Source organism: Beijerinckia sp. 28-YEA-48 (assembly GCF_900104955.1).
In the GTDB taxonomy this organism is placed as follows: domain Bacteria; phylum Pseudomonadota; class Alphaproteobacteria; order Rhizobiales; family Beijerinckiaceae; genus Terripilifer.
The window spans coordinates 277372-301933 of sequence record NZ_FNSI01000002.1 but is presented as its reverse complement, the minus strand read 5'-3'; the positions used below and the strand labels follow the sequence as shown (position 1 = coordinate 301933).

The following is a 24562-nucleotide window of genomic DNA, read 5'->3' as shown; positions in this document are numbered from 1 at the left end:
TTATGCACGACTAAAGCAATGTCGTGGGTGCCGAGTGTGAGAGGTAATAGCGGAGCGGCTTCCTTATTTAAGTTGCAGATTGCATAATATGTGATATCAAATGAACTAAGCGTCGCGTAGGGGAGGATGAGATGCGTCTTGGAAAAACAGGCATTATTGCGGGCGTTTGTTTGCTCGCCGGGGTGATGGCTGCGAAGGCGGCCGAGCCGATTAAGATTCGGATCGCTTGGATGGCCGCGCCGACCAATCTGGCGCCCATACTGTTTGCGAAGCCGGGCATCGCTAAGCATCTTGGAAAGAGCTACACGGTCGAGCCGATCCGCTTTAACGGAAGCCCGCAGATGATCACCGCGATGGGCGCGGGAGAGCTCGATATCGCCTTGTTTTCCTATTCCTCATTCGCGCTAGCTGTCGAAAATGCACGAATGAAGGACCTTCGAGTTATCGCGGATGATTTTCAAGGAAATGTTCCCGGTCGGTTTCAGGAGGGCTATCTCGTTTTAAAAGACAGCCCCATCAAATCGATCGAGGATCTGAAGGGGAAGGTGCTTGCGACGAATGGAGCCGGCGGAGCGATTGACATCGCGCTGCGGACGGCGATGCGCCGCCATAACATGAGAGACAAGAGAGATTTCACCATTATCGAGGCGCCGCTGCCATCGATGAAAGCGCTTCTTATCGAAAAGAAGGTCGATCTTGTTCCTCGCTCCATTCCATTCGCGCATGATCCTGAATTGAAGAATGCCTCTCGAGTTCTTTTCACTCAAGGCGAGTATGTTGGTATCACGCAGACTCTGCTGTGGGCCGCAAAATCGGAGTTCATCCAGAAAAATCGTGCGGCTTTGACGGACTTCATGGAGGACGTCATTCGGGCCAGAAGCTTCTATTTGGATCCTGCGAATCGAGAAGAAGCGATCGCCCTTGTGATCGATTTCACCAAGCAGCCCCGGTCTTATTTCGATAGCTGGGTGTTTACGGAAGAGGATGCGTTCCGGGATCCGCAGGCTCGGCCCAATGCGAAAGCTCTCCAATCCAATATCGACACGCAGTATGAATCTGGCTTCCTCAAGAACCGGATCGATGTCGCGCCGTATATAGATGTCAGTTTAATCGACGCCGCCGTTGCTCGGCCAAAATGACCTGTTCCCGCAAGGGTGGTCCGCTTATGGGCGGCACTCTTGCAGGACTTGCATCGCACTTACCAACGACTTGTCGAATAGACGGATAGAAGGAGCGCACCGATGCGTATGCCTCGTTTTTTGGCGGCTGTTTTATCTATCGCCTTTCTGATGGGCAAGGCACCAATCGTTCAGGGCGCCGACCTGCCCAAGATCCGTATTGGCTGGATCGCCGCTCCAACCAATTTGGCGCCAATTTTGTTTGCCAAGGCGGGTATCGCACAGCATTTAGGGAAGACCTATGAGCTGGAGCCGATACGGTTCAATGGCAGCCCTCCGATGATTACGGCCTTGTATGCGGGCGAGTTGGATATCGCGCTGCTGGCCTATTCATCGTTCGCTCTGGCCGTTGAGAATGCCAAGATGGAAGACCTTCGCGCTTTCGCCGACGACATTCAGGGCAATATACCGGGCTATTTTGCGGATGGGTTTCTTGTGCGCAAAGACAGCCCGTTGAAAACGATTGAGGACTTAAAAGGCAAAGTCCTCGCGACCAATGGGGTCGGAGGTGCGGTGGACATTGCGTTGCGCGTCGCGTTGCGAAGCCACAAGATGGAGGACAAGCGTGACGTCACCATCATCGAAGCGCCTCTCCCAAGTATGAAGGCGATGCTTTTGGAGCGCAAAGTCGATCTGATACCGGCGGTGGTTCCGTTCGCCTATGATCCGGAACTGATGCAAAATTCCCGTATGCTTTTCGCGCGTGGCGACAGTATGGGCCCCGAGCAGACGCTATTGTGGGCAGCGCGTGCGAGCTTTTTGCAAAAGAATCGTTCCGCCATGGTCGACTTCATGGAGGACGTGTTGCGTGCACGAGATTTCTATCTCGATCCCAAAAACCACCAAGAAGCCGTCGATATCGTCGTCGCATTTACCAAGCAACCGCGAGTGTTCTTCGATAGCTGGGTCTTTACGAGCAAGGATAACTATCGAGATCCAAACGCTCTACCCAACCTTGAGGCGATGCAATCCAATATCGATAAGCAGAAAGAATTGGGGTTTATCCGGCGCGCGATAGATGTGAAAAAATACTCTGACTTGACTATCACCTTGGAAGCCGGCGCGCGGCTAAGGAAGCAATAGAAGGTGGAGAGGTTTGGGGAGCGCACGATGAACGATAGAGCCAAACTCCGTATCGCTCATCTGTCTGGTGCGGCTGCGACGATCCAGAATACCCCGCCGCTTGTCACATCCAATAAAGCGCGCCTGAGGCATGGTCTGCCGCCTCGATTGAACCGAGACGGCAGCCTCCCACAGTTTGATGGATTGCGCGCGCAACGGTTGGCGGCTCCGGCCAAGGTTTATGTGGAACAGTTTTCCGCGCATCCTCTGGAAGGTGATGCTGCGGAACTCTACGGGCCGCCAGATGGCTATCTCGGAACGGACGGTCAGTTCCGCAAAGTCCGGGTTGGGAGCGACGACAAGCCCGTCTACGAAATCGAGCTTCATCCCGACGATGGCTTATATCCTTTGCCATATATGGCGCTACAGGCCGACGGGCGCGCTTGGGAAGAAGAATGTGCCTACCCTGGCGCGCCGAGTAGCTTTGCTCGCCAAGGCTTCTTTCCGGACGGATCGAGAGGTTTTGAAGAGATTGATCGTTTGTCCCTTGGGGCAGATGGCATGGCGAGCCAGATTTCCTCCCGCGCCGTTGTTGATTTCTATCGAAGCGCCCCCCCTGCCGGTTTCACCAAGGGGCTGGCTGCGCATCTACGTACCGATATGGGTGCGGGTGACATTTCACAAGAAGTTCTCGGAAAAGACTTCTATCCCTATAAGCCTTACCACTTGGCCTCCAGTCCCACACGTCCAGTGTTGGCTCGAGAAACCAATGATATGCAAGCCATTGCACTGAGCGGTGCGTATGATGGCATAATATGGACGCAAGGTAGCCCGCAGATCGAGGAAACTGCATACTGGTTCAACCTTCTGATTGATACCACTTTGCCCATATGCGGTTGCGCTGCGCAGCGGCCTCAAGGCCAAATCAGTGCCGATGGCCCTAAAAATCTTCTCGATGCGGTGGAGTTTATCTCTTCGCGGGCTTGGGCCGATGATCAAGGACGCAATCGCTTTGGGGTTGTTCTCGCTCAGGATCAGCAATTCTTCGCGGCCCGAGAGGTGGCCAAAGTGGATGCACGTCCGGGAGGGTTTAATGCGACGGGTGGGCATGGGGGCATCATTGGGCAGGTGACCCATCGTGGTCGAATCCACCTCACCTATCTACCCGTTTACAAACACACATATACGTCCGAGCTGAGACTCACCAAACTGCCCAGTTCGGTCAAAGTTGTTCGTCGAGGGGTGGCTGGCATCGATTACGTCGATCTTGCAATTAAAGATTCTGAGGGGCGGCTGCTTGCGGATGCCATTCCTATCGTCTCGATCATGAAGGATGGGAGTTACTCGGGTATCGATTTCGGCGATGATCCTGAGCTTGAGGTCGATCTGATGGCCTCCATCAACCACAAGCTTGATATGGGGCTTCTCGCTGGCTTTGTGGTTGAAGGACTTACACCCTACGGAATAACACCCTCGCAGGCGCGGCATAAAGCACTGATACGGGCCTCATTCTGCGGCATGCCAGTTGTCAAAGTCGGGCGTGGAACTCCAGAAGGTTTTGCCGACCCGCACGAGTTTCAAATAGCGGCGTCGAATCTGACGGCCACGAAAGCGCGGCTTCTTTTGATGGCGAGCCTTCTGAAGCTCGGCAGCTTACCGCCGGCTCGCGATCCCGATTCTCCAACTGTCACGGAAATTGAGGCGTTGAAAGTCGCGGTTGCAAAATATCAGGCAATCTTTGAATCACATTGAGACCGCGAGCATCAGTTAATCGGGATGTACGAAATGAATGACGAAATTTGTTTCGTAAGAATAGCAGAGTGGGGGCGGGAGCGGGACATTGAAGGGCAGGAGACCGAGCTTCCGGTCGCCGATCTGTGCTGCAAACGTGGCGCGAGAGGAATCAGTATCGACGAGTGGAAGGTCAAATCTCGGAAACAGAGCTCTTCAAGTCGACAAAAGTGAATTTTCAAATAGCATACATGCGTATGGTATTTGACAATTCAGATTTTCGATGCTCTCATTGCTGGCAGAGGCGATATGCCCGCGCATCGCGCGATGTCCAACCGCTGATCAAGAGAAGTGCTCGTGGCGCGAACTGAGTTTGGGGAAACACAACTTCGAAAGCTGGGCGAGCGGCTCAAGACGCTGCGCGAAGCGCGAAAGATTTCGCTTCGGAGTTTGTCCGTGGAAAGTGGCGTCAGTGTTTCAATGATCCGCGATCTTGAAGCCGGCAAAAGTAGCCCGAGTCTATTGAACGTTCTGGCGTTGGCTGAAGCGCTCGAAGAGCCTGTTGATCGACTGATTGCGGCGTCGATCGAACCGGATAAGCCACCGGAAATTATTCGAGGGTCTCTGCCGAAACGCACGACGAAGTATAGCGCACAGATGGGACTTCTGGTTCAGCCGCGTATGCGCAGCTCGATTCATATCATTCCATCGAAGAGCGCGCTGCCGGAGGCCGAACGGCCGATCGGCGTGCCATTCTTCATCTATGTGGTCGAAGGGGATTTTGAGATCACGATAGGAGAAAGTCGTGTTGAGCGGCTTTCGGAGGGCGATGCGCTTCACGTGGCGCAAGAACAGCAGACAGCTTGGGCCAATCGATCCACGAAACGCGCCATAGTTCTCTGCGTCGTCACCATTGCTGAAGCTGCTGCGGTATCCTGAGGGAGGTTGTTGTGCTTGATCGTGCTCAAAAGTATCTCGTTGCCACTGATGTTGGCGGAACTTGTACGGATACGGTCGTATTTGCTGCGGGTGAGCCTGTTCACATTGGCAAGGCGCTATCAACTCCGCCCAACTTTGCCGCAGGCGTTCTGGATTCGATCCGCTCCGCGTGCGATGTGATGAATGTTTCGCTCGAGGAGCTGCTTTCCCAGACGAAGCTCTTCGTTCATGGCTCGACGGTCGTGGATAATACGGTCTTTACCCGGGATGGGTCCAAGATCGGTCTCATCACCACCAAGGGATTCGAGGATACGATCCTGATCACCCGCGGCGCTTACGGCCGGTGGGGCGGACTGACGGAAGATCGTCTCAAGCATCCGGTGAAAACGAGCCGGGCAGCGCCGCTGGTCGCCCCCGATTGCATTGTCGGGGTGGGCGAACGGGTCGACTACAAAGGCGCTATCCTCCTGGACCTTGATCCGAAGGAGGCCGAACGGGCTGTTCGGTTCCTCGTGGAGGAGAAAGGCGTTGACGCGATCGCCGTGTCATTCCTGTGGTCATTCTTCAATTCGCGGAATGAAGAAGTGCTTCGGCAGGCGGTTGAGCGCGTTGCGCCTGGGGTCTATTGCACCCTGTCCTCTCAGGTTGCGCCGACGCCGGGTGAATACGAACGGACTTCGACGACGGCTATCAATGCCTATGCGGGCAGAGTGACGAAGAATTATCTTGGCGACCTCTCAAGATTGTTGACCTCGCACCGTTACGGCGGCCCTCTGATGGTCATGCAAGGCTATGGCGGACTGCTTCCCGGCGTCGAAGCCGCGGAACGCTCCATCGGCATGCTGGAATGTGGGCCCGCGGCCGGCGTGATTGGTAGCCAGGCGTTGGGCAACCTTCTTGAGCAGCCAAATGTCATCGCGACCGACATGGGGGGGACTACATTCAAAGTGTCGGTCCTTCAGAACGGAGAAATTGAATACGCCCGTGAACCGATGGTCGATCGGTTTCATTATACCCAGCCAAAAATCGAGGTCGTATCTATCGGCGCGGGGGGCGGGTCCATTATTTCTCTTGAGCCGGGAACGAACGCGCCGCGTGTCGGGCCGCAATCGGCCGGTTCCCGTCCGGGGCCTGTGTGTTATGGATTGGGAGGAGGCGAACCGACGCTCACTGATGTTTTCATGCTGGTTGGCTATATGGATCCCGATACGTTCCTGCGTGGGAGCATGAAGCTCGATCGGGAAAATGCCAGGCGGGTCTTTGAAACAAGGATCGCCAAGCCGTTGGGAATGTCGGTGGAGCAGGCGGCGTTTGGCGTGTATCGCGTGGCTTGCGCGCAGGTCTCCGATCTCATCCGCGAAATCACCGTTGAACGTGGCCTCGATCCAAGAGACTTTATCCTCCACGCATTTGGCGGCTCTTGCGGCATGATCGCTGGTGTGTTTGGTCCCGAACTCGGCGTCAAGCGAATCGTCATTCCCTATACGGCTTCGGTCAATTGTGCCTTCGGCATGATCTCCGCCGATATCGTGCACGAATATTCGGTCGCGAAAGTATTGCCTTCGTCTGCATCGCCGGCGGAGGTGAACGCTCTTTACGCGCCTATGATCGATCAGGCTCGCAAGAGCCTTGCCGCGGAAGGTTTCTCTCCCGATAAAATGGCGTTCGATTGGTCGATAGACCTTCGCTACCTCAGACAGGTTCACGAAGTGACCACGCTGGTACGGGGCGTCATGCCGATGGATGATCACTCCCTCGAGCGCCTCATCAACGATTTCGAAGCTCTCTACGAACGCAAATTCGGCAAGGGCTCGGCCTATCGGGAGGCAGGTATCGAGATGACCATGTTCCGGTTGACGGCGCGCGGTCTGATGGAAAGGCCCGAGCTTGCGCCGCTTCCCTTAGGCTCTTCGGAGGCGAGAGGGGCTCTTATGGGTAAACGCCCTATCTATGTCAGCCTCGACAATGATTTCCGGGAGGCGGACATCTACGATTTCGAGAAGCTCGAACCTGGAAATGTTCTGAGCGGCCCGGCCGTCATCCATACCCCGATTACGACAATCGTTGTCCAGGCCCAACAAACGGCCCGGATGGATGGCTACCGCAACATTTTCCTCGAAACGGTTTGACCGGGAGTTGACAATGGATCCCATTACCTTTGCCATCATCCGCCATCGCTTGTTTCGCGTTGTCGAAGAGGCCGTCATCACGCTCAAGCATGTGTCGGGCACGGCCATCACCAATGAGGGACACGATCTGATGGTGTCCCTGTATCGCGCTGACGGCTCGCTGTTGATGGGCGGCGTCGGCTTTCTGCACCATCTGACCAGCGCTTCCGAGGCGTGCAAGTCGATCATCCGGCGCTTCAAGGACGACATTGAAGAAGGCGATATCTTCCTTCTGAACGATCCCTTCACTGCAGCCCTGCATACCTCTGACGTTTATCTTGTCAGCCCCATTCATCATCAAGGCCGCTTGATCGCCTGGAGCGCCTGCTTCGTCCACGTGTTCGACATCGGCGCCATGAATCCAGGTGGGTTCGCGCCAGATGCCGTGGATATATTTTCAGAGGGTTTCAGCAGCCCCGGCATCAAGCTGGTATCAAAAGGCCAGCTTCGGCAGGATGTGTGGGACACGATCTTGAACATGGTTCGAGGACCGGAGATGGTCGCCCTCGACCTGAAATCGATGATTGCCTGCAACAACGTGGCCCGCGAGCGCATGCTGGCGCTTGTCGACAAATATGGTGCGGAAACTGTTGACGCGGCCAGCCAGCAGTTGATCGAACAATCGGAGACGCGGCTCAGAGCGAGGCTGCGGGAGCTGCCTGATGGCGAATGGCAGTCCAGACAGTATCTCGATGTCAAGGGCGAGGTCTTTCGCGTCTTTCTGACGATGCGCAAGCTCGGCGACACCCTGACGTTTGACTTTACAGGATCCTCTCCCCAGTCGCAGTACAGCGTCAACTGCACCAAATGGGCATCCTTGGGCGGACTGTTCGCGCCGTTGTTCCCGCTCCTCTGCTATGACATCGTCTGGAATGAAGGCGTTATTCGCCCCATTACAATGGTTGCCCCCGAAGGTAGCATCGTCAATTGCACGCGTCCGGCTCCCGTCTCCGTGGCAACGGTCGGCGCTATTCAATCCGTCAACAATGCCGCCTGCTCGGCAATCGGCAAAATGCTGGCGGCGAGTGAGAAATACGCGGAAGAGGCGACGGCTGTCTGGCACGCCAATCATTTCGCTCTCTTCATGTTCGGCCAAAATCAGCACGGACGACTATCCATTGGTATTTTGACCGAAACATTTGCTGGCGCTGGCGGCGCCCGAACGTTCGCAGATGGCGTCGATGTCGGCGGAGAAATTCCCAATCCCATTTCTCGCATGGCGAACGTCGAGACGATCGAAAGCACTTTTCCCATTCGATATCTGTTTCGGCGCCGTTTGCTCGATTCTGGTGGACCAGGTCAGCACAGAGGGGGAGCCGGCGGCGAGATGGCCATCGTCCCTCACGATGCGCCGAACGGCGGGTTGGACTATGTCCTCTCCGGCAAAGGCTCGAGATTTCCGCAAAGCGATGGCCTCGCCGGCGGGCTTCCCGGATCGGTCAACGACTATGTCTGGGTCAAGGCGGAAGGAGGTGGCAACCGGAAGCCGGCCTTCGAACAGAGCCTTTCGGACTTGCCAGGCAAAAAGGAGCCGATTTCGTGGGGTGTATTCCCGCTTCGTGGCGATGACGCTCTTTATTTGCGGTGGAATGGCGGCGGCGGCATTGGCGACCCGATCGATAGAAAGCCCGAAGCCGTCTTCGACGACGTCGCCTCGGGGATCGTTTCGATGGAGGCTGCGGAATCCGTCTATGGCGTCGTACTGAAAGAGGGCGTGGTCGATGCGCAATCGACGCGCGAACTGAGAAGCCAGAGACGGTCTCAACGTCAAGCCAGCATGGGTGTGTGATGACCAGCAAACGTATGTCCTTGAAACTTGAAATCACCGACGGTCACGTCTGCTGCGCGCATTGCCGTAAATCGATCTGTTCGACAGAGAAAATCTGGAAGGAGCATAGCGCATTGAGCGAAACTCCTGCCGCTGATCTGCCTGGCCAAGGCCTCGGCATAGGTTTGGATGTGATGATCCGGCAATTTAGCTGCAAGCAGTGCGGCGCGCTTCTTGATACCGAAGTCGCGCTGTCGGGCGATCCGTTTCTCAATGATCGCCTCTTTTCATGAGCCGCGATTGTGCCTAAGCCCAAGAAAAAGCTTCCCCAGTCCAAGTATGTCGTGGAAACCGTCGGCAAGCGGCTCAAGCAGCTACGCACTGAGCGCGGTATGACGCTCACTCAGCTTGCTGATATGTCTGGCGTACCTGCCAGCACAATCAGCAAGATCGAAAATCAGCTGTTGAGGCCCAGCCTTGTCAACGCGATCAATCTCGCGATGGCGCTTGAGGAGAATCTTGGGTTTCTTGTGGAACGATATCGCAAGCGCCCTGAGCCCGTGGTCGTCATTCGGAAAGATGGACGCGACACCATCAACTATTCCGAAATGAACATGACTCTGCAAGATCTTAGCGGCAACTTCTTTCCCGGCGCTCTGGAATCACGCGTGGGTGTATTGGACAAGGGCGCCCATTCCGGCATCAGCCCAATGCAGCACGAGGGAGAGGAACTCTGCTTCGTTCTCTCCGGCGCAATCCGCTATCGCATTGGCGATCAACTGATCGATTTGGCGAGCGGCGAATATATCCAATTCAAAAGCCAGATTGAGCATTCTTGGGAAAATACGCACCCGGGAGAATCAACCGTGGTGTGGGTGTTTAGCGATAAGCTATCGTTCTAAGGAGCGGTGATATGCACGATGTAAAGATTCGACAAGAAATTATTGACCGCTTGATGGCACGCCGAGGTCGCGTGAGCTGGTTCGATTCCCTGAATCCGGCACGGACTGCATTGGTGGTCATCGATATGCAGAATACCTTCTGCGAACCCGGATCACCAGCCGAAGTTCCGGTCTCCAGAAATATTGTTCCCAACGTCAATGTCCTGACGGACAGCCTGCGTGAACGGGGCGTTCAGATCATCTGGGTCCTGCATGCCAACGCTCATTTCAGCGAGAAAAGCGACTGGAATCTCTTTTTCAATCATGTTGTCGCCGACAATGTTCGTGAACGCACGATCGAGAGCCTGGCGCCGGAGCGACAGAGTGTGTGGCAGGATCTTACAACCTCGAAGCAGGATATCGTGGTTATCAAGAACCGTTACAGCGCTCTCATTGCCGGCTCGTCAAATCTCGAACAGATTCTCCGCAATCTTGGCATAGACACCGTTCTGATTGCCGGAACTAAAACCAATGTATGTTGTGAAGCAACCGCGCGAGACGCGATGATGCTGGATTTCAAGGTTGTCATGGTTTCCGATTGTTGCGCCGCCCTTTCCGACGATGAACATAGAGCGACTTTGGAGACCATCATTCAACAATTCGGTGACGTTCTCGAAACGCAGGACGTTCTGGAACTTCTGGATCGCGCCGGGGTCTCGAATACGCCGCTGGCTTAATAGAGCGCCGCTACGGGGCTTCGGAGGATCGTCGGGTTCGCAGGCTCAAAGATGACAGCTGAATCGGCATAAGCGGACCTATCGAGTACACTCTGAATAGCTGCCGAGGATATCGAAGATGAGAGGCGCGAACCTTCGAACGTGTCATCAGGTCTTTCGAATCCGTTTGCCGCGCTGGCTTTGGGCGTCAGCTGCGGACGTGTCTAGATCCGGACTATGCCCCAGTTTTGGCAATGGCAACGTGCTGGCCAGTGCCTTACGAAATTCGGCTATCACGAAGTTGGTAGCCGGTAAAACGGGTCCCGTGGTACGGCGAAAAATTGCGAGCTGTCGGTGCCAAATCGCCTCGCGGAGCGGAAGGGAGCGGAGTATCCCGTTCTTCTCCTCTGCTTGAATCGAAATACGTGGCAGGACGGTCACGAGATCGCTGCACATGATCAAAGTTTTGAGCGTCTGTATCGAATTTGCCGTCACGACGACGGTAGGCGCCTCAAGGCCCAGATGATTGAAGGTGGCAAGAAAATCCCGCCAAATGGTGCCGCCCTTCTCCTGAAGCGCCCATGAATAAAGGCACAAATCCGCGGGTGCGATCTTTTTCTTGGAAAGGAGCGGATGATCGTCTCTCGCGACGATGCACATCTCGTATTGGACAAGTGAAGTGACCCGAATATTATCCTCGGCGAAATCTGGTGAAACGGTCGCGATGGCGAAGTCGATCTCGCCGCGCAGTAGCGAAAAGATGAGCTGATGGTTTGGTCCTTCTAGAATTTGTAGTTGGACGCCTGGCAGTTTCTGCAAAACATTGGGCAGAACTATCGGCAAATGATCTGGCGCGAGACTTGGCAAAATGCCGATCCGGACCACCCCCTTCGACGCGCCTTTGAGCTGATCAATCTCATCAACCGCGCGGCGCAATCCGTTGGCGAGCGATTCTGCGTGTGGGAGCAACGATCGACCGTATGTCGTGAGCTCCATGCCGGTGGAGTGGCGAATAAATAGAGACACGCCAAGTTGCTGCTCTAGACGACGCAACGTCCTGCTGAGTGCGGGTTGCGTCAACGCCATTGCCGCAGCGGCAGCGCCAACGCTGCCAAGCCGTGCCACGTTCAAAAAGACCGCAAGTTCGCGATGATCGATAGCCATGCCGAATTGTTATGACCTCTCTATCAAAAAGCAATACTGCCCATCAAAGATAATAGGTACAGGTTGGTTGAAGAGCATCGCTCCACTTATTGGTGATGCGAGGGAGACGAGCAAACTATGGCGATCGCGTATGTAAATGGCCAGGTGATCGATGGTCGTGGCAATGCTTATCAAGGATATGTGATTGTCGATGGCGACAAGGTCGCCGAAATTGGTCGCAGTGATTTACCCTCTTTCGGTGGTGATGTTGAGCTGCGAGACCTGACTTCGAAGTCAATTCTACCTGGCCTCATCGACTGCCACGTTCATCTGCGTAATGATGGGGTCGCCGACCCGCGAGCACAGGCTGCGGCGGATTCGGATGCGGTCGCCACTCTACGCTCCGCTCGCAATGCGCGCCGCACATTGGATGCGGGAATTACGACAATCCGCGATTGTGGGTCGCGCGGCGGCATCGACTATGCTTTACGGGCTGCGTCGCAGCAGGGCCTGTGTCCCACCCCGAGGCTCGTTTTGAGCGGTATGATGATCTGTATGACCGGCGGACATGGCTGGTCGCTCGGCTATGAGGCTGACGGCCCGGATGGATTGCGCCGGGCGGCGCGCGCCATGATCAAGGCTGGTGCCGATAATGTTAAATTGATCGCGAGCGGTGGCATCCTCTCGCCGGGCACCGATATTGGAGCCCCACAATTCACGATCGAAGAGATGCGAGCCGCCGTTGAGGAGGCGCATGCCGCCGGTAAGATCTGCTGCGCACATGCCCACGGCGCAACGGCCATCAAGAATGCGACCAAAGCCGGGGTCGATTCGATCGAACACGGCTACTTGATTGATGACGAGGGCATTCAACTGATGCTCGATCGAGGAACCTATCTGGTCGCGACATCGGCGGCGGTGCGCAATGTCGTTAAACACGGCACAGCCGCGGGCATTCGTCCCGATGTGGTGCGCAAGGCGCAGGAGGCGATCGAACGGCATGTGGATGGCTTTAAACGCGCATACAAGGCAGGCGTGAAGTTGGCGATGGGCACCGATACCGGCGTCCCATTCACAGATCATGGCAACAACCTCGACGAGATCGTTTATCTGGAGGAAATGGGTTTGACGCCCATGGAGGCTTTGACGGCGGCGACCTTCGATGCCGCCAAGCTTCTAAAAATGTCGGACCGCATCGGGAGTCTCGAGGTCGGGAAGCTCGCCGATTATGTCGTGGTCGACGGCGACCCTCTCGCTGACACCAAGATCCTGCAGGATAGGAACCGCATTCTGACTGTTGCCGTCGGCGGCAAGGTCCTGGTCGATCGCGCCCCGACCAAGCGTTGATATCCGCACTGAAGGCGTTAATCGCCATTACCGACATCTGAGGTTGATCGTGGAAAAGGCAGAAAAAGTCTGGACGAATGGCAAGATCGTTGATTGGAATGCCGCGCATGTGCATCTGATCAGCAACACTTTGCAGTATGGATTTGGAGTGTTCGAGGGTATCCGCTGCTACAAGGCTGAGCAGGGCCCGTCGGTCTTTCGGCTGAAGGAACATCTTGATCGCCTGCGCCGCTCCGCCACGATCCTCGGATTCGAGGTTCCCTTTGGTATTGAGGAACTGACGGAAGCCACGCGCCAGGTCATTCGCGAAAACAAATTTGAGCAGTGCTACATTCGCCCGATCGCGTACATTGGCTACGGCGGTATGGGGCTTGCCTATGAAGAGTGCAAGATCGATGTTTCGATCGCGGTATGGCACTGGGGCGAGTATGTTGGCAAGGGAACGCTAGAGAATGGCAGTCGCGCTCGCGTTTCAAGCTATGTTCGCCAGCATATCAACACGAACATGTCTAAGGCCAAGGCCTGTGGCAACTATATGCTGTTTCAGATGGCGCGAACAGAAGCAAAACGTGACGGATACGATGAAGCGATTTTGCTCGACACCAATGGATATGTGGCAGAAGGCTCGGTGGAACATATCTTCCTCGTGCGTGACGGAGCGTTGATTACGCCGCCGCTCGGCAATCTTTTGGACGGTATTACGCGCGACAGCGTGATTCAGCTTGCCCGCGCGAATAAAATGGAAGTGCGGGAAGAACTCTTCTCTCGCGACTACATGCTGACCGCTGATGAGGTGTTTTTTGTGGGCACCGGTGCGGAGGTTACTCCAGTCGTGGAGATCGACAATCGAAAGATAGGTAACGGAAAGCGTGGCGTGGTGACTGCCGCGATGCAGAAAGCCTATTTCGATGTTGTCTACGGCCGTGACTCAAACTGGTCGGAATGGCGAACGCCGGTATAGGGGTTGGAAAAATGGCGATGTTTTTGAGTCCACCCGACGAGTACGACAACCGTGTCGGTCGGGCTCGTGCGCTCATGCGGCGCCACGGGCTTGACGGCCTTATTGTCACCGATCCTGTGAACTATTCGTATTTCACCGGCCACAAGGTCGCATCTTGGATGCGGTCGCGGCCGGCGATATTCGTGCTGCCGCTCACCGGTGAGCCAGCGCTGATTTGCTGGTCGGGCCCTGAAATGTTTGCGCGGCTGTACAAGCAGCCGTTTCCATCATGGGTCACCGATCGCCGCATCTATCCCGAAGTGCCGTTTACGGAAGCGCCTCGGGTGGATTGGGGTATTGCCGACGTACTGAAAGAACGAGGGCTGTCTTCGGGCAAGCTCGGGATCGAACTCGGACGCGAGGTCTGGCTCGGGATCGCTGTAAACGATTTTGATTTGTTGCGGGAGACGCTGCCGCGAGCCACCTTCGTTGATTCCAGTGACGTGATCTGGGGCTGTCGGCTGGTTAAATCGGAATGGGAAATCGAGTGCATGCGCAAGGCATGTGCCATCGGCGGGAGAGCCTGGCAGCGTGCGTTCGAGGAGTTGCGGCCGGGCATCAAGGCTACGGAAGTCCAGCGTAAAGTGCTGGACTACTATTTCGATGAAGGTGGCGATCTCACATCGGAACCACCTATGGTGATGGGATCAACCGGGCCGAACCGCACCTTCCAGGCGGGAGATATTCTGTACATCGACGGTGGTGCTAATTTCTGCGGATATAAGATGGATTATGCCCGCCGCGCCGTATTCGGGCCAGCATCTTCTCGGCAGCGTGCCGAGCACGACGGTATGTGGGGGATCCTCCACGAGCTTATTGAACGCATGAAGCCTGGAGTGTCGATGCGCGAGTTGTTCGAGTTCTCGCAACGCTGCTTGGCTCGCCATCCAGAGTGGCAAAATTATTCAGACCATCCATCAAAGCGCATCGGCCACGGCATCGGGCTTGAAAACGAGCCTCCTTCGATTTCGGCGACCGACGATGCCGTGCTGCAAGTTGGCATGGCGTTGACGCCGGAACCGAAGATCGAAACCGTTGAGGGTTTGCTGAACCCGGAAGAGCACGTCGTAATCCGGGAGGGTGGCTGCGAAATTCTATCCTCCGTCTCCGATTGGCGCCTTTTCCAAGTGATGTGAGAAATTGGTCATGAAGATACGGCTGCTCAGCGAAAAGGACGTAAAGGCGGTTGCTCCGACGGCGCAAGAGATCGTTGCTTTGGTCGAGCAGGCTTACAGTATTGATGCCGCCGGTGATGCGGAGGTTCCGACCAAGATTGGCGTTCACCCCGACCGGCGGAAGTCATTTCTCCATGCAATGCCAGCCTGGGTAGGAGGATCAAGCCGCGCCTTGGGTATGAAGTGGGTGTCGTATTTTCCCGGAAGCTTCGATCATGGAATTCAGGACTCTCATGGCCTAATCGTTTTGAATGAGCCTGATCACGGTCAGCCATGCTGCTTTATGGAAGGGATGTATGTCACCTTCCTGCGGACCGCTGCTTGTGCCGCCGTCGCTGCTAAGCATCTTATCGCACGTGAACCAAAATCGCTTGGATTGGTTGGTTGCGGCGGCCTTGGTTTATGGTCGTTACGCATTATGAGCGCCGTTTTTCCTTCGATCGAGCGCGTCATGGTCTCATCGCGAACCGCGGAAACGCGTGAGACATTCTGTGCCAATATGGCCAAAGAAGGTACTTGGACGATCACCCCGGTTTCCGACGCATCGCAGGCAATGCGCGATATGGATATTGTTGTCAGCTCCGTGCCGCCGACCGGGGCGCGTCCGCTGACCGGTGATGCCTTTACACCAGGCACGGTGTTCATTCCCCTTGATATAGTCAATTCCTGGTCCGACGATGTTCTGTTGGCGGCAGATCGAGTCGTCGCCGACGATTTTCCGCATTTCGCCAAGCAGGTGGGAGCTCGTAGCGAACAGGATTTCGCCGCGATGCGTGCACCAGTTCGAACGCATGACCTTGTAACCGGAAATGCTGCGCGTGCCGGACTTTCGGATCGAAGTGTCGTTGCGGTATGCGGCATCGCCAGCACCGATGTCGTGGTCGGTTGGGAAATCTATCGGCGGGCACTGGCGGCCAAGATAGGCATCGACTTCGACATGTATGGATAGGGACAACTGAATAGTCGTTTTCAGAGGGGGGATGAGTATGCGCAGGACCATGAATTTCATTGGCCGGGCATTACTGGTGGCTATTCTTGGATGGTTGCCATGGTCTGCGGCATCAGCTGAAACAGTGCTTCGTGCCATCGCCTATGTACCGCCGTCCAAGATCGAGGACAGCATGGCGATCTTCAAGATGTGGATCGACAAGGTAAACACCGCTGGCAAGGGTGATGTTCGCATTGAGCTGATTGGTGGCCCGGAAGTATTTCCGATTAGCGATCAGATCAATGCGCTCAGCAAAGGCCTTGTCGACATCGTCATGACCTTTACAGTCCATACGCCGCTTGTTCCGGAAGTCGATACCTCAGGACTATCTGATATCACGCCAACGGAGGAGCGGCAGAATGGCTATTTCGAGCTTCTCGACAAAGCGCACGAAAAGATCAATGTCAAAGTGATCGGACGGACCGCGACAAATTCAGGCTTCTACATATTTTCTAAGCAGCCGATCAATAAGCTTGCGGACTTCAAGAATATGAAGATTCGCTCGCACTCAGGCTATGATCCACTATTCAGGCAAGTAGGTGCTGTTCCGATCGGTATGAACATTGCGGAAATTTATGGTGCCCTGGAACGCGGAATCGTGACCGCCGCTCCGTATAACATATTCGTTTACGACATGGGACTTCAGGAAGTTGTCAAGTATGGGCTCGCCGATCCGTTCTGGCCGTCATATACAACGTTCACTTTCATGAATCTCAAGAAGTTCAGAGGTCTCACCCCAAAGCAAAAAGCAATTTTGACCGACGCTCAGCTTGAGATCGAGAAGGATATGGCCGCTATCGAAGCCAAATTGATCGGCGAAGAACGAGCGAAGCTGGAAAAATCCGGCATAACTTTTACACATCTGTCGCCGGACGAAGCCAAGCAATGGCGGCAAATGGCCAACAATTCCCGGTTTGAAACGCTCGCCAGCAAGCTTGGTGCCGAGCAGACCGCGAAGATTCGCGCTTTGATCAGCCGCGACTGACCCGTCGCATGAACTCTAAGATGGACAAACGGAGGGAACGCCGTGGATCGCCTTTGCCGAAAGCTTGGGATCACTTTTGATTGGCTTCTCGATCTTTGCGCCTGGATTGGATGTGCGTTGCTCGGCTTCCAGGTGGTGAGTGTCTCGATCGAGGTGCTGTGTCGCTATTTTTTCGATCTCTCGTTCAGCATTGTCACGCCATTGAACGAGTGGAGTCTCGTTTATCTGACCTTTATCGGTGCTGCTTGGTTGCAGCGTGAAGGTGGCCACACAAGCGACGACTCGATCGTTACGCTGTTGCCGCCCTGGGTGAACTGGGCGGCGGAGCGGTTTGGCTGGGTTCTGGCGGTCACCACCTGCATGCTTCTGACCTGGTACGGGACGATCGTCACGTGGGACAATTTTTCGAAGGACACTTATGACTTCTTCAAGCTGCGTGAAGTCCCCATTGCTTACATTTACGTAATCATACCGATCGGCAGCCTCCTGTGGCTGATCCAGCTCCTGCGCCGCCAAAGTTGGCCGGGCGCGGATGGCAGAACACACTCTCATGACAGCAGCGCCGATATCTGAGGGCATCCGATGGAATGGTATACCGCTTTCTTGTTGTTGATGGCGTGCTTCTTCGTGCTGGTACTGCTCGGCATTCCAGTCGTTTTCGCATTCTTCGGCGTGAACGTGATTTTCCTTGGCTATTTCATGGGCGAGCCTGGGTTCGAACTGTTGATCGACAGCGTTTATGGCAGCCTGTCCGTTTTCGTCCTCTTACCAATCACGATGTTCATCCTGCAGGGCGAGATCTTGTTCCGAACTGGGCTCGTCATGCGGATGATCGATGCGTTGGATAGCTGGCTTGGCTCCATTCCAGGACGATTGTCGCTGTTGGCCGTGGGATCAGGAACGATCCTTGCGTCGTTGTCGGGCGCGAGTATAGGAACCACGGCAATGCTGACGCGCGCGCTCGCCCCGGCCATGGAGGAGCGCGGTTACAGCAAGAAGCTGAGCGTCGGTCCTTTGCTCGGCAGCGGAGGCCTCGCGGTGATGATGCCGCACAGTGCGCTCGGTGTGATCTTGGCGGTGATAGCCAATGTCTCCGTCGGCAAGCTGCTGATCGCTATCGTGATTCCTGGTTTTCTGCTCGCACTGCTCTACGTCGTTTATATTCTTGGTGTGTGCAAGATCGATCCGAATGCCGCGCCACGCTATGAAGCGAAGCGGGTTCCGATCAAGGAACGATTGGTCATGACGGCAAAGTATGTTTTGCCATTGTCCTTCCTGATCATTGCAATGATCGTGGTGATTTTCCGCGGTGTTGCAACACCGACCGAGGCCGCTTCGCTCGGCACCTTCGCCTCTTTCGGCCTGGCTGCCGTTTACGGTCGGCTCACCTGGGCTGCGACCCGCGACGCGCTATTCTCGACATTGCGGATTTCCGTGATGGTTCTGGCGATTCTTGCGGCGTCGCAAACGTTCACTCAATTGTTGGCCTATACTGGTTCGGCGCAGAAGCTGGTGCAAATTGCCGGCACATTGCCGATCCCAGCCATATGGGTCATCGTTTTGATGCATCTAGTGACGTTGGTCCTCGGCGGACCGATCGGCGGCATTCCTCTGATCATGATGACGATCCCGATCTTCATCCCAGTTGTGAAGTCGTTGGGTTATGAGCCGATCTGGTTCTGCACAGCTATGCTGCTCAATGTCGAGCTGGCGCAGATTACGCCACCGTTTGGCATATTGCTGTATGTGGTACGAGGGGTCCCACCCAATGCCACTATGGCCGATATCACGCGCGCGGCTTGGCCCATCATCATCATCAATCTGATCTTGATGGCGCTGCTGATCGCATTCCCGGTGCTGTCCCTCTGGCTACCTAGCTATATGACCAAATGAGGGACGCGATGACACGTTCCAGCGCAAATTCTGTCACGGTTTACAGCAACGGTCGTATTCTGGACGGGTTGCGAGATATTCCAAATGGCTATTTGGTCACGAAAGACGAGTCGATTGTGGCGGTCGGCGTGGGGGAGCCAAAGCAGCGATTGCCGGAAGGTAACGTGCGGCAGGTCGATCTTGCCGGACGGGCGTTACTGCCAGGCTTCATCGATTGCCATGTTCACCTGACAATGCATGGCCATGCTGCGCCCACACCAATCGTCACAAAGATGGACGAAATGGTGACATTGATGCGTGCGTCGATCAACGCATTGACGACGCTGCACGCTGGCGTCACCACCGTTCGGGATTGCGGCGCCCCAAAGCAGATCGACTTCGCACTACGCCGGGCGGCTCAGGAGGGCCTCTGTATCACGCCGCGATTGCTCCTGAGCGGGACGGCGCTTTGTATGACTGGAGGGCATGGTTGGCAACTGCTCGGTGAAGAAGTCGATGGGCGAGATGCGATTCGTCGCGCGGCACGGACACAGCTTAGAGCTGGTGCGGACAATATTAAGCTGATTGCCAGTGGGGGGATCTTAACGGCTGGCACAGATATCGGTCGACCGCAGTTCTCGATTGACGAAATGCGTGTTGCGGTCGACGAAGCTCATGACGCAGGCAAGATCGCAGCGGCGCATGCGCATGGTGCTGAAGGCGTTAAACGTGCGACGCTCGCAGGAGCGGATTCCATCGAGCATGCATATTTCATCGATCAGGAGGGCATCGAGTTGATGCTCGCTCGTGGTACCTGGCTGGTCGCAACGTCGGCGGCCGTGCGCAATGTCGTGTCACATGGCGTCGCAGCGGGGATTCCGTCGCATATTGCGGAGAAGGCGAATTCAGCTATCGAAGCTCATATGTCGAGCTTCAAAGCCGCACATCGCGCGGGAGTCCGGATGACAATGGGGACCGATTCTGGTGTGCCCTTCACGTATCACGGTAGCAATCTCGATGAGCTCGCCTATCTCGTGGAGATGGGATTGGCGCCGCAGGAGGCGGTTCGCGTCGCGACGCTTGATTCCGCGCGCCTCCTGAAACTCGACCAGCAGATCGGCTCTCTGGAGGAGGGCAAGAATGCTGATCTTATCATACTCGATGGTGATCCATTGACTGATATCCGCGTGTTGCGGCAACCCGAAAAGATCCGGCAGGTGGTGCTAAACGGTCGGACAGTTCTGGATCGTGATGTGAGCGCCATGCTTGTTGGAGCTGGAATTTCGGGACCGATTCCGTGATCTGCTTTTCGCCTCGTCGACAATAGAATCGATGATGCGCGCGAGGCGGCCTATCGGCCGGGTTGCGCCGCTCACACGGGATGTGAGTGGTCGGTGCGGCCCCGATCAGGCAAGCCGCGAGTCACGCCATGATCCTTGTGAACGATGAATCGATGTTAGGTATCAATGGAGGGGCCGATGCCGAGAATTGATCAAGCGAGTTCGTATCCGAAAAAGGTTCTCATCGCGGCTGCACTTGGGAATGCGTTCGAGTGGTTTGACTTCGTCATTTATGGATATCTGGCCGTAACGATGTCTCGGCTATTCTTTCCAACTTATGACAGTGACGTGGCCTTGATGCTGACGCTTGCGACGTTCGCGGCAGGTTTTATCATGCGGCCAGTAGGCGGATTATTGATTGGGATCTACGCGGACCGCGTGGGGCGGCGAGCGGCGTTAACAACGACAATCTGGATCATGGCCGTCGCGACAGCCTTGATAGCTTTCTCACCGACATATGAGATGGCGGGGCCAATCGCTCCAGCGGTCGTTCTGATGGCGCGGCTTTTACAGGGGTTTGCCGCATCGGGTGAATATGGCAGTGCGGTTGCATTGTTGGCGGAATCGGCCCCACCGAATCGTAAGTCATTCTATATTGCATGGCAGATGACGAGTTCGCTTCTCGCGATCGTATTGGCCGGAGCTATTGGCCTGGCCGGCATTTTGTTTCTTACCACCGCTCAGCTTGAAGCATGGGGCTGGCGAGTTCCATTCCTTGTCGGTCTATTGATCGCGCCGATTGGTTATTACATTCGGCGACAAGTGGACGAAACACTCGACCTTTCATCGCATAGGCGGTCGTCTTGGCTCCAAGACATGGTTTTGCTCTCAAGGGAGAAAAGTCGGGAGTTGATCGCGGCATTTGCCCTCATGGCCATGAGCGCCGGGAATTTCTACGTGACTTTTGTTTACATGCCGGCTTTTGCTGTACGTGAACTTGGCCTCGGTCCGCTTGCTCCCTTTTTGAGCACCAGCGTTGCGGGCCTGATGTGCGCCGTTGGTGGTATATTCTGGGCGTCGCTCGTTGATAGAGGCGTTTCGGCGCGTTGGCTTCTCGGTCTGGCAGCGCTGTTGTTGGCTGTCATCGTTTATCCGCTCTATGTTTGGGTTATTGCACATTCGAGTCTGGGTGTATTGATCGCGATGCAAATGGCGTTGGCGATTCCAGGGAGCATGATCGTCGGTTTGATGACGGTTGTTTGTGCGCAGCTTTTTCCAGCTAGTGTTCGCGCCTCCACTCTTGGAGTAGGCTATAATGTGGCGAATATGGTCTTCGGTGGACTTGCACCGTTGATGGTCTCGTGGTTGGTCTTTTTAACCAGCGACAAGGCGTCGGCCGCCTACTACGTATTGGCCATGGCGTTGATTGGCCTGGTCGGCGTCATTACACTCTTGTTACCTTCAAAAGCGGCATCAGGGCAGGCGGCGATCTCATAATTTAGCAGGGTATGGCTCTGGCCTATTAGCCTGTGGGCAATCCTCCGGCTTCATCGACCGGCCGGACGTCGCCGAGCATTGGTGAGGGGAGGCAAGCGGCGGTCTTAATAGTATGTTCGTCCGCATCTTAGCTATCAGCAGTTGCATCGAGCTTAGAAAGCGCGATCAACGAGCCGCGGAGAGTGATATTTGAAATGAGGTCGGTAGGAACATTTCTATTGATCGTCTACACGATCCCTTAGGGCCGCGACGCGGCATAGATCATAGCTCCGCTGATTTTGCTGTTCGTGGCAGATATCCAAGGTCGTTTCGAAATCCTTGCAGCTATTGTCATTTTCTTACATTGTCCTCCACTAGAGGCTTCGCGAGCTGACTTCTTAGGAGAATTGAGTGAACTGGGAACTGATGTCAGGAGAAGAGCGCAACCTCGCTTACAATAATACAGCCCATGTCGGAGCGGAATTTGTAGCTCTTGAGAATAAGCGATTAGAGGTTTCCTCTGGGGCTCTTCGCAGTCAATATTCCCAGCATCTCGATCTTATCTACAAAAACTCTGAACGAACAAAGTGGGATCTCTATCCCGGCTTTGATCCCAATGCCCCTTGTCTTGTTCATATCCATGGCGGCTATTGGCAGCGAGGGAGTAAAGAGCTCTTCGCTTGCGTGGCTGAAGGAGCACTGGCACGTGGTTGGTCTGCCGCGCTTCCCGGTTACACGCTCGCACCACAGGTGAGTCTAACGCGAATTACCGAAGAGTTGCGAACTGCCTTTGACTGGTTGTCGGCCAACGCCGCCCGCCATGGGATTGCGGGACCCGTGATTGTGACCGGTTGGTCAGCTGGTGGTCATCTTGCTGCTTATCTTCTCGATCATCCTCGCATTGCCGCGGGTCTCGCGATCTCTGGTGTCTACGATCTCGCTCACTTACAAGGTTCGCCACACGTCAATGATAAAGTGATGCTGACTGATGTGGAGGTTGAGTTTCTCTCACCGAAACGATTATCGCCGGCAAACAAGGCTTTCTCAATCGCTTATGGGACAAATGAGCTTCCAGCGATGATTGCATCGAGCCGAGACTATCACGCCTATCGCGCGGAAAAGCATCTCGGCGGCCAACTCGTACCTATCTGCAATGCAAACCATTATACGGTTCTTGAAGGCCTGAGATCTCCAAACTCGTTATTGATGCGGCAGATTGCCGATCTGCTCGTCTGAAATGCATGCCAGGCCCGATCAGGAATGACTATTATTTCCCTTGTTCAAAAAAAGCTGCAAACCTCGTCCACTTCCAACCGCGGAAGACGATCGAATAGCTTTTCGCCACTACCGTAGCCGATATTGCAAATGAAATTAGTGCGTACCGTTGTTCCTGACCAGAATTCAGCGTCCACAGCATCATGGTCGAAACCCGAGATAGGGCCGCAGTCGAGCCCCAACGCGCGTGCCGCCACGATGAAATAGCCGCCCTGTAGCGAGCCATTGCGCAAGGCCGTAGCCGCCGCAAAGACCTGCCTCTCCTCGCCAGAGAACCAGCCTTCCGCCTGCGAATTATGAGGAAAAAGCGTGGGAAGCTGCCGATAGAACTGGGTGTCATATCCGATGATCGCCGCTACCGGTGCGGTCATGGTTTTGTCTATATTAGCTGGACCGAGATAAGGCTTCAGTCGTGCTTTAGCCTCCGCTGTGCGCAGAAAGATTAGACGCATGGGCGAGCAGTTTGCCGATGTCGGGCCCCATTTCAACACATTCCAAAGCTCCCGCAACAGGTCGTCTTCGACCGGGCGCGGTAGCCAGCCGTTCTGAGATCGAGCCCGGCGAAACAGCAGATCAAGAGCTGGATCGTCGAGCATTCGGCGTTTGTCGGGGTTCTCTTGTGTCTTGTGCGCGGAACTTAACATCAGATCAGCGGTCTTCGGCCGCAATGCGTTCGACGACGGTTTTCAAATCGGCGATCTTATTGGCAGGCAAGCCGGCGATCGGCCGCCGGGCAGGGCCGGCGCTGTGACCGACGAGGGTCATTGCCTCTTTGATCACGACCGGAAAAGAACCCCAGGCCCAGGCGGCCCGCAAAGGCGCAAAGACGTTGGAGATCCGGCGTGCCTCGGCCAGATCGCCGGCCATGAAGGCATCGTAGAGCCGCACCATCAGACGCGGAAAGACGTTGGCGGCCGGCGAAATCGTGCCGTGACCACCATGCATGAACAGCGCCAGTGCGATCGTATCGCGGCCGGAGAACAGCAACGACCGTCCTTGGGTCAGCAGCAGATACTCCACCGATTGAGTCACGTCGCCACTCGAATCCTTCATGCCGACGATATTTTCGGCGGCGGCCATGCAGCGTGCCAATGTTGGCGGCGAGACATTAACCGCGGTGCGGGGAGGATTGTTGTAGAGCATCAGTGGTAGTTTGGTGCTCTTGGCGATGGCTGTGTAATGCTCGACCAGTTCGTCTTGCGTCGGCTGCACAAAATATGGCGTGATCACGAGGGCGAGGTCGACACCAATCGCTTCGGCGGCTTGAGTGAGACGAAGCGTTTCCTTCGTATTGCCGGCGCCTGTCCCGGCATAAAGGGGGACGCGACCGCCAATTGTCTTCATCGCCGTTTCGAGCAGTTTGATATGTTCGTCGTGATCGAGTGCGAAGAATTCACCCTGGCTGCCGGCGACCGAGATGCCGTGAACGCCGGAGGCGAGGTACCATTCGATCAGTTCACGTGTACGACCCGCATCAAAACGTTCATCAGAGCTGAATGGCGTAGCCATGGCGGGGATGACGCCACGAAACTTGCTTAGATCCACGATGGATCTCCTTTGCATGAGGATGGGAAGCGG

22 protein-coding genes are annotated in these 24562 nt (G+C 55.4%); 19 read left to right on the top strand and 3 right to left on the bottom strand.

Going from position 1 to position 24562, the window contains the following annotated elements:
- Nucleotides 1-131: 131 nt before the first annotated feature.
- From BLW50_RS29245 to BLW50_RS29200, 9 genes are all read left to right on the top strand, one after another.
- Nucleotides 132-1139, top strand: coding sequence for an ABC transporter substrate-binding protein (locus tag BLW50_RS29245; RefSeq protein WP_090710455.1), 1008 nt, complete (start codon nucleotides 132-134; stop codon nucleotides 1137-1139).
- A 102-nt stretch (nucleotides 1140-1241) separates the two neighbouring features.
- On the top strand, nucleotides 1242-2261 hold the full coding sequence (locus BLW50_RS29240) for an ABC transporter substrate-binding protein (RefSeq protein WP_090710453.1): 1020 nt from the start codon (nucleotides 1242-1244) through the stop codon (nucleotides 2259-2261).
- 27 nt (nucleotides 2262-2288) lie between these two features.
- Nucleotides 2289-3992 (top strand): asparaginase domain-containing protein, encoded by a 1704-nt coding sequence (locus BLW50_RS29235; RefSeq protein ID WP_090710451.1) that lies wholly within the window; start codon nucleotides 2289-2291, stop codon nucleotides 3990-3992.
- A gap of 336 nt (nucleotides 3993-4328) precedes the next feature.
- Nucleotides 4329-4910: a helix-turn-helix domain-containing protein gene (locus BLW50_RS29225; protein WP_170850452.1), complete on the top strand. Its 582-nt coding sequence runs from the start codon at nucleotides 4329-4331 to the stop codon at nucleotides 4908-4910.
- Between the two features lie 11 nt (nucleotides 4911-4921).
- Nucleotides 4922-7039 carry a hydantoinase/oxoprolinase family protein gene (locus tag BLW50_RS29220; RefSeq protein WP_090710446.1) on the top strand — a complete coding sequence of 706 codons (2118 nt, stop codon included), beginning with the start codon at nucleotides 4922-4924 and terminating at the stop codon, nucleotides 7037-7039.
- Nucleotides 7005-8867: a hydantoinase B/oxoprolinase family protein gene (locus BLW50_RS29215; RefSeq protein WP_348272892.1), complete on the top strand. Its 1863-nt coding sequence runs from the start codon at nucleotides 7005-7007 to the stop codon at nucleotides 8865-8867. Before BLW50_RS29220 ends, BLW50_RS29215 begins: the two co-directional genes overlap by 35 nt.
- Nucleotides 8867-9139 carry a hypothetical protein gene (locus BLW50_RS29210; RefSeq protein WP_090710443.1) on the top strand — a complete coding sequence of 91 codons (273 nt, stop codon included), beginning with the start codon at nucleotides 8867-8869 and terminating at the stop codon, nucleotides 9137-9139. Before BLW50_RS29215 ends, BLW50_RS29210 begins: the two co-directional genes overlap by 1 nt.
- A 9-nt stretch (nucleotides 9140-9148) precedes the next feature.
- Nucleotides 9149-9748 carry a helix-turn-helix domain-containing protein gene (locus BLW50_RS29205; protein WP_090710441.1) on the top strand — a complete coding sequence of 200 codons (600 nt, stop codon included), beginning with the start codon at nucleotides 9149-9151 and terminating at the stop codon, nucleotides 9746-9748.
- Nucleotides 9749-9759: 11 nt separating this feature from the next.
- Entirely contained in the window at nucleotides 9760-10464 is a 705-nt protein-coding gene (locus BLW50_RS29200) for an isochorismatase family protein (RefSeq protein WP_090710439.1), read from the top strand.
- Between the two features lie 147 nt (nucleotides 10465-10611).
- On the opposite strand, the gene BLW50_RS29195 is transcribed toward BLW50_RS29200, so the two are convergent.
- Nucleotides 10612-11607, bottom strand: coding sequence for a LysR family transcriptional regulator (locus tag BLW50_RS29195; protein WP_090710437.1), 996 nt, complete (start codon nucleotides 11605-11607; stop codon nucleotides 10612-10614).
- Between the two features lie 117 nt (nucleotides 11608-11724).
- On the opposite strand from BLW50_RS29195, the gene BLW50_RS29190 reads away from it, so the two are divergent.
- From BLW50_RS29190 to BLW50_RS29145, 10 genes are all read left to right on the top strand, one after another.
- Entirely contained in the window at nucleotides 11725-12933 is a 1209-nt protein-coding gene (locus BLW50_RS29190; RefSeq protein WP_090710435.1) for a metal-dependent hydrolase family protein, read from the top strand.
- Nucleotides 12934-12982: 49 nt separating this feature from the next.
- Nucleotides 12983-13894 (top strand): branched-chain amino acid transaminase, encoded by a 912-nt coding sequence (locus BLW50_RS29185; protein WP_210186180.1) that lies wholly within the window; start codon nucleotides 12983-12985, stop codon nucleotides 13892-13894.
- An 11-nt stretch (nucleotides 13895-13905) separates the two neighbouring features.
- Nucleotides 13906-15069: a M24 family metallopeptidase gene (locus BLW50_RS29180; protein ID WP_170850451.1), complete on the top strand. Its 1164-nt coding sequence runs from the start codon at nucleotides 13906-13908 to the stop codon at nucleotides 15067-15069.
- A gap of 10 nt (nucleotides 15070-15079) precedes the next feature.
- On the top strand, nucleotides 15080-16057 hold the full coding sequence (locus BLW50_RS29175) for a hypothetical protein (RefSeq protein WP_090710430.1): 978 nt from the start codon (nucleotides 15080-15082) through the stop codon (nucleotides 16055-16057).
- Nucleotides 16058-16094: 37 nt separating this feature from the next.
- Nucleotides 16095-17081 carry a TRAP transporter substrate-binding protein DctP gene (dctP, locus tag BLW50_RS29170; protein ID WP_170850450.1) on the top strand — a complete coding sequence of 329 codons (987 nt, stop codon included), beginning with the start codon at nucleotides 16095-16097 and terminating at the stop codon, nucleotides 17079-17081.
- 42 nt (nucleotides 17082-17123) lie between these two features.
- A complete protein-coding gene (locus BLW50_RS29165; RefSeq protein WP_090710424.1) occupies nucleotides 17124-17654 on the top strand; it encodes a TRAP transporter small permease in 531 nt (176 codons plus the stop codon).
- 9 nt (nucleotides 17655-17663) lie between these two features.
- Nucleotides 17664-18974: a TRAP transporter large permease gene (locus tag BLW50_RS29160; RefSeq protein ID WP_090710422.1), complete on the top strand. Its 1311-nt coding sequence runs from the start codon at nucleotides 17664-17666 to the stop codon at nucleotides 18972-18974.
- Between the two features lie 8 nt (nucleotides 18975-18982).
- A complete protein-coding gene (locus tag BLW50_RS29155; RefSeq protein WP_170850449.1) occupies nucleotides 18983-20254 on the top strand; it encodes a metal-dependent hydrolase family protein in 1272 nt (423 codons plus the stop codon).
- A 177-nt stretch (nucleotides 20255-20431) separates the two neighbouring features.
- Complete coding sequence (locus tag BLW50_RS29150) at nucleotides 20432-21730, top strand: MFS transporter (protein WP_170850448.1); 1299 nt, start codon at nucleotides 20432-20434, stop codon at nucleotides 21728-21730.
- A gap of 390 nt (nucleotides 21731-22120) precedes the next feature.
- Nucleotides 22121-22945 carry an alpha/beta hydrolase gene (locus tag BLW50_RS29145; RefSeq protein ID WP_244544520.1) on the top strand — a complete coding sequence of 275 codons (825 nt, stop codon included), beginning with the start codon at nucleotides 22121-22123 and terminating at the stop codon, nucleotides 22943-22945.
- Nucleotides 22946-22989: 44 nt separating this feature from the next.
- Here the strand turns inward: BLW50_RS29145 and BLW50_RS29140 are convergent, their stop codons facing one another.
- Nucleotides 22990-23580 (bottom strand): malonic semialdehyde reductase, encoded by a 591-nt coding sequence (locus BLW50_RS29140; protein WP_090710881.1) that lies wholly within the window; start codon nucleotides 23578-23580, stop codon nucleotides 22990-22992.
- 52 nt (nucleotides 23581-23632) lie between these two features.
- Nucleotides 23633-24529, bottom strand: coding sequence for a 4-hydroxy-tetrahydrodipicolinate synthase (dapA, locus tag BLW50_RS29135; protein ID WP_170850447.1), 897 nt, complete (start codon nucleotides 24527-24529; stop codon nucleotides 23633-23635).
- Between the last annotated feature and the right edge of the window lie 33 nt (nucleotides 24530-24562).

Coding starts and splice junctions, on each gene's coding strand:
- dctP (WP_170850450.1), top strand. CDS start 16,095: ATGCGCAGGACCATGAATTTCATTGGCCGGGCATTACTGGTGGCTATT.
- BLW50_RS29240 (WP_090710453.1), top strand. CDS start 1,242: ATGCGTATGCCTCGTTTTTTGGCGGCTGTTTTATCTATCGCCTTTCTG.
- BLW50_RS29215 (WP_348272892.1), top strand. CDS start 7,005: ATGGCTACCGCAACATTTTCCTCGAAACGGTTTGACCGGGAGTTGACA.
- BLW50_RS29140 (WP_090710881.1), bottom strand. CDS start 23,580: ATGCTCGACGATCCAGCTCTTGATCTGCTGTTTCGCCGGGCTCGATCT.
- BLW50_RS29160 (WP_090710422.1), top strand. CDS start 17,664: ATGGAATGGTATACCGCTTTCTTGTTGTTGATGGCGTGCTTCTTCGTG.
- BLW50_RS29155 (WP_170850449.1), top strand. CDS start 18,983: ATGACACGTTCCAGCGCAAATTCTGTCACGGTTTACAGCAACGGTCGT.
- BLW50_RS29245 (WP_090710455.1), top strand. CDS start 132: ATGCGTCTTGGAAAAACAGGCATTATTGCGGGCGTTTGTTTGCTCGCC.
- BLW50_RS29195 (WP_090710437.1), bottom strand. CDS start 11,607: ATGGCTATCGATCATCGCGAACTTGCGGTCTTTTTGAACGTGGCACGG.
- BLW50_RS29235 (WP_090710451.1), top strand. CDS start 2,289: ATGAACGATAGAGCCAAACTCCGTATCGCTCATCTGTCTGGTGCGGCT.
- BLW50_RS29190 (WP_090710435.1), top strand. CDS start 11,725: ATGGCGATCGCGTATGTAAATGGCCAGGTGATCGATGGTCGTGGCAAT.
- BLW50_RS29150 (WP_170850448.1), top strand. CDS start 20,432: ATGCCGAGAATTGATCAAGCGAGTTCGTATCCGAAAAAGGTTCTCATC.
- BLW50_RS29210 (WP_090710443.1), top strand. CDS start 8,867: ATGACCAGCAAACGTATGTCCTTGAAACTTGAAATCACCGACGGTCAC.
- BLW50_RS29200 (WP_090710439.1), top strand. CDS start 9,760: ATGCACGATGTAAAGATTCGACAAGAAATTATTGACCGCTTGATGGCA.
- BLW50_RS29180 (WP_170850451.1), top strand. CDS start 13,906: ATGGCGATGTTTTTGAGTCCACCCGACGAGTACGACAACCGTGTCGGT.
- BLW50_RS29175 (WP_090710430.1), top strand. CDS start 15,080: ATGAAGATACGGCTGCTCAGCGAAAAGGACGTAAAGGCGGTTGCTCCG.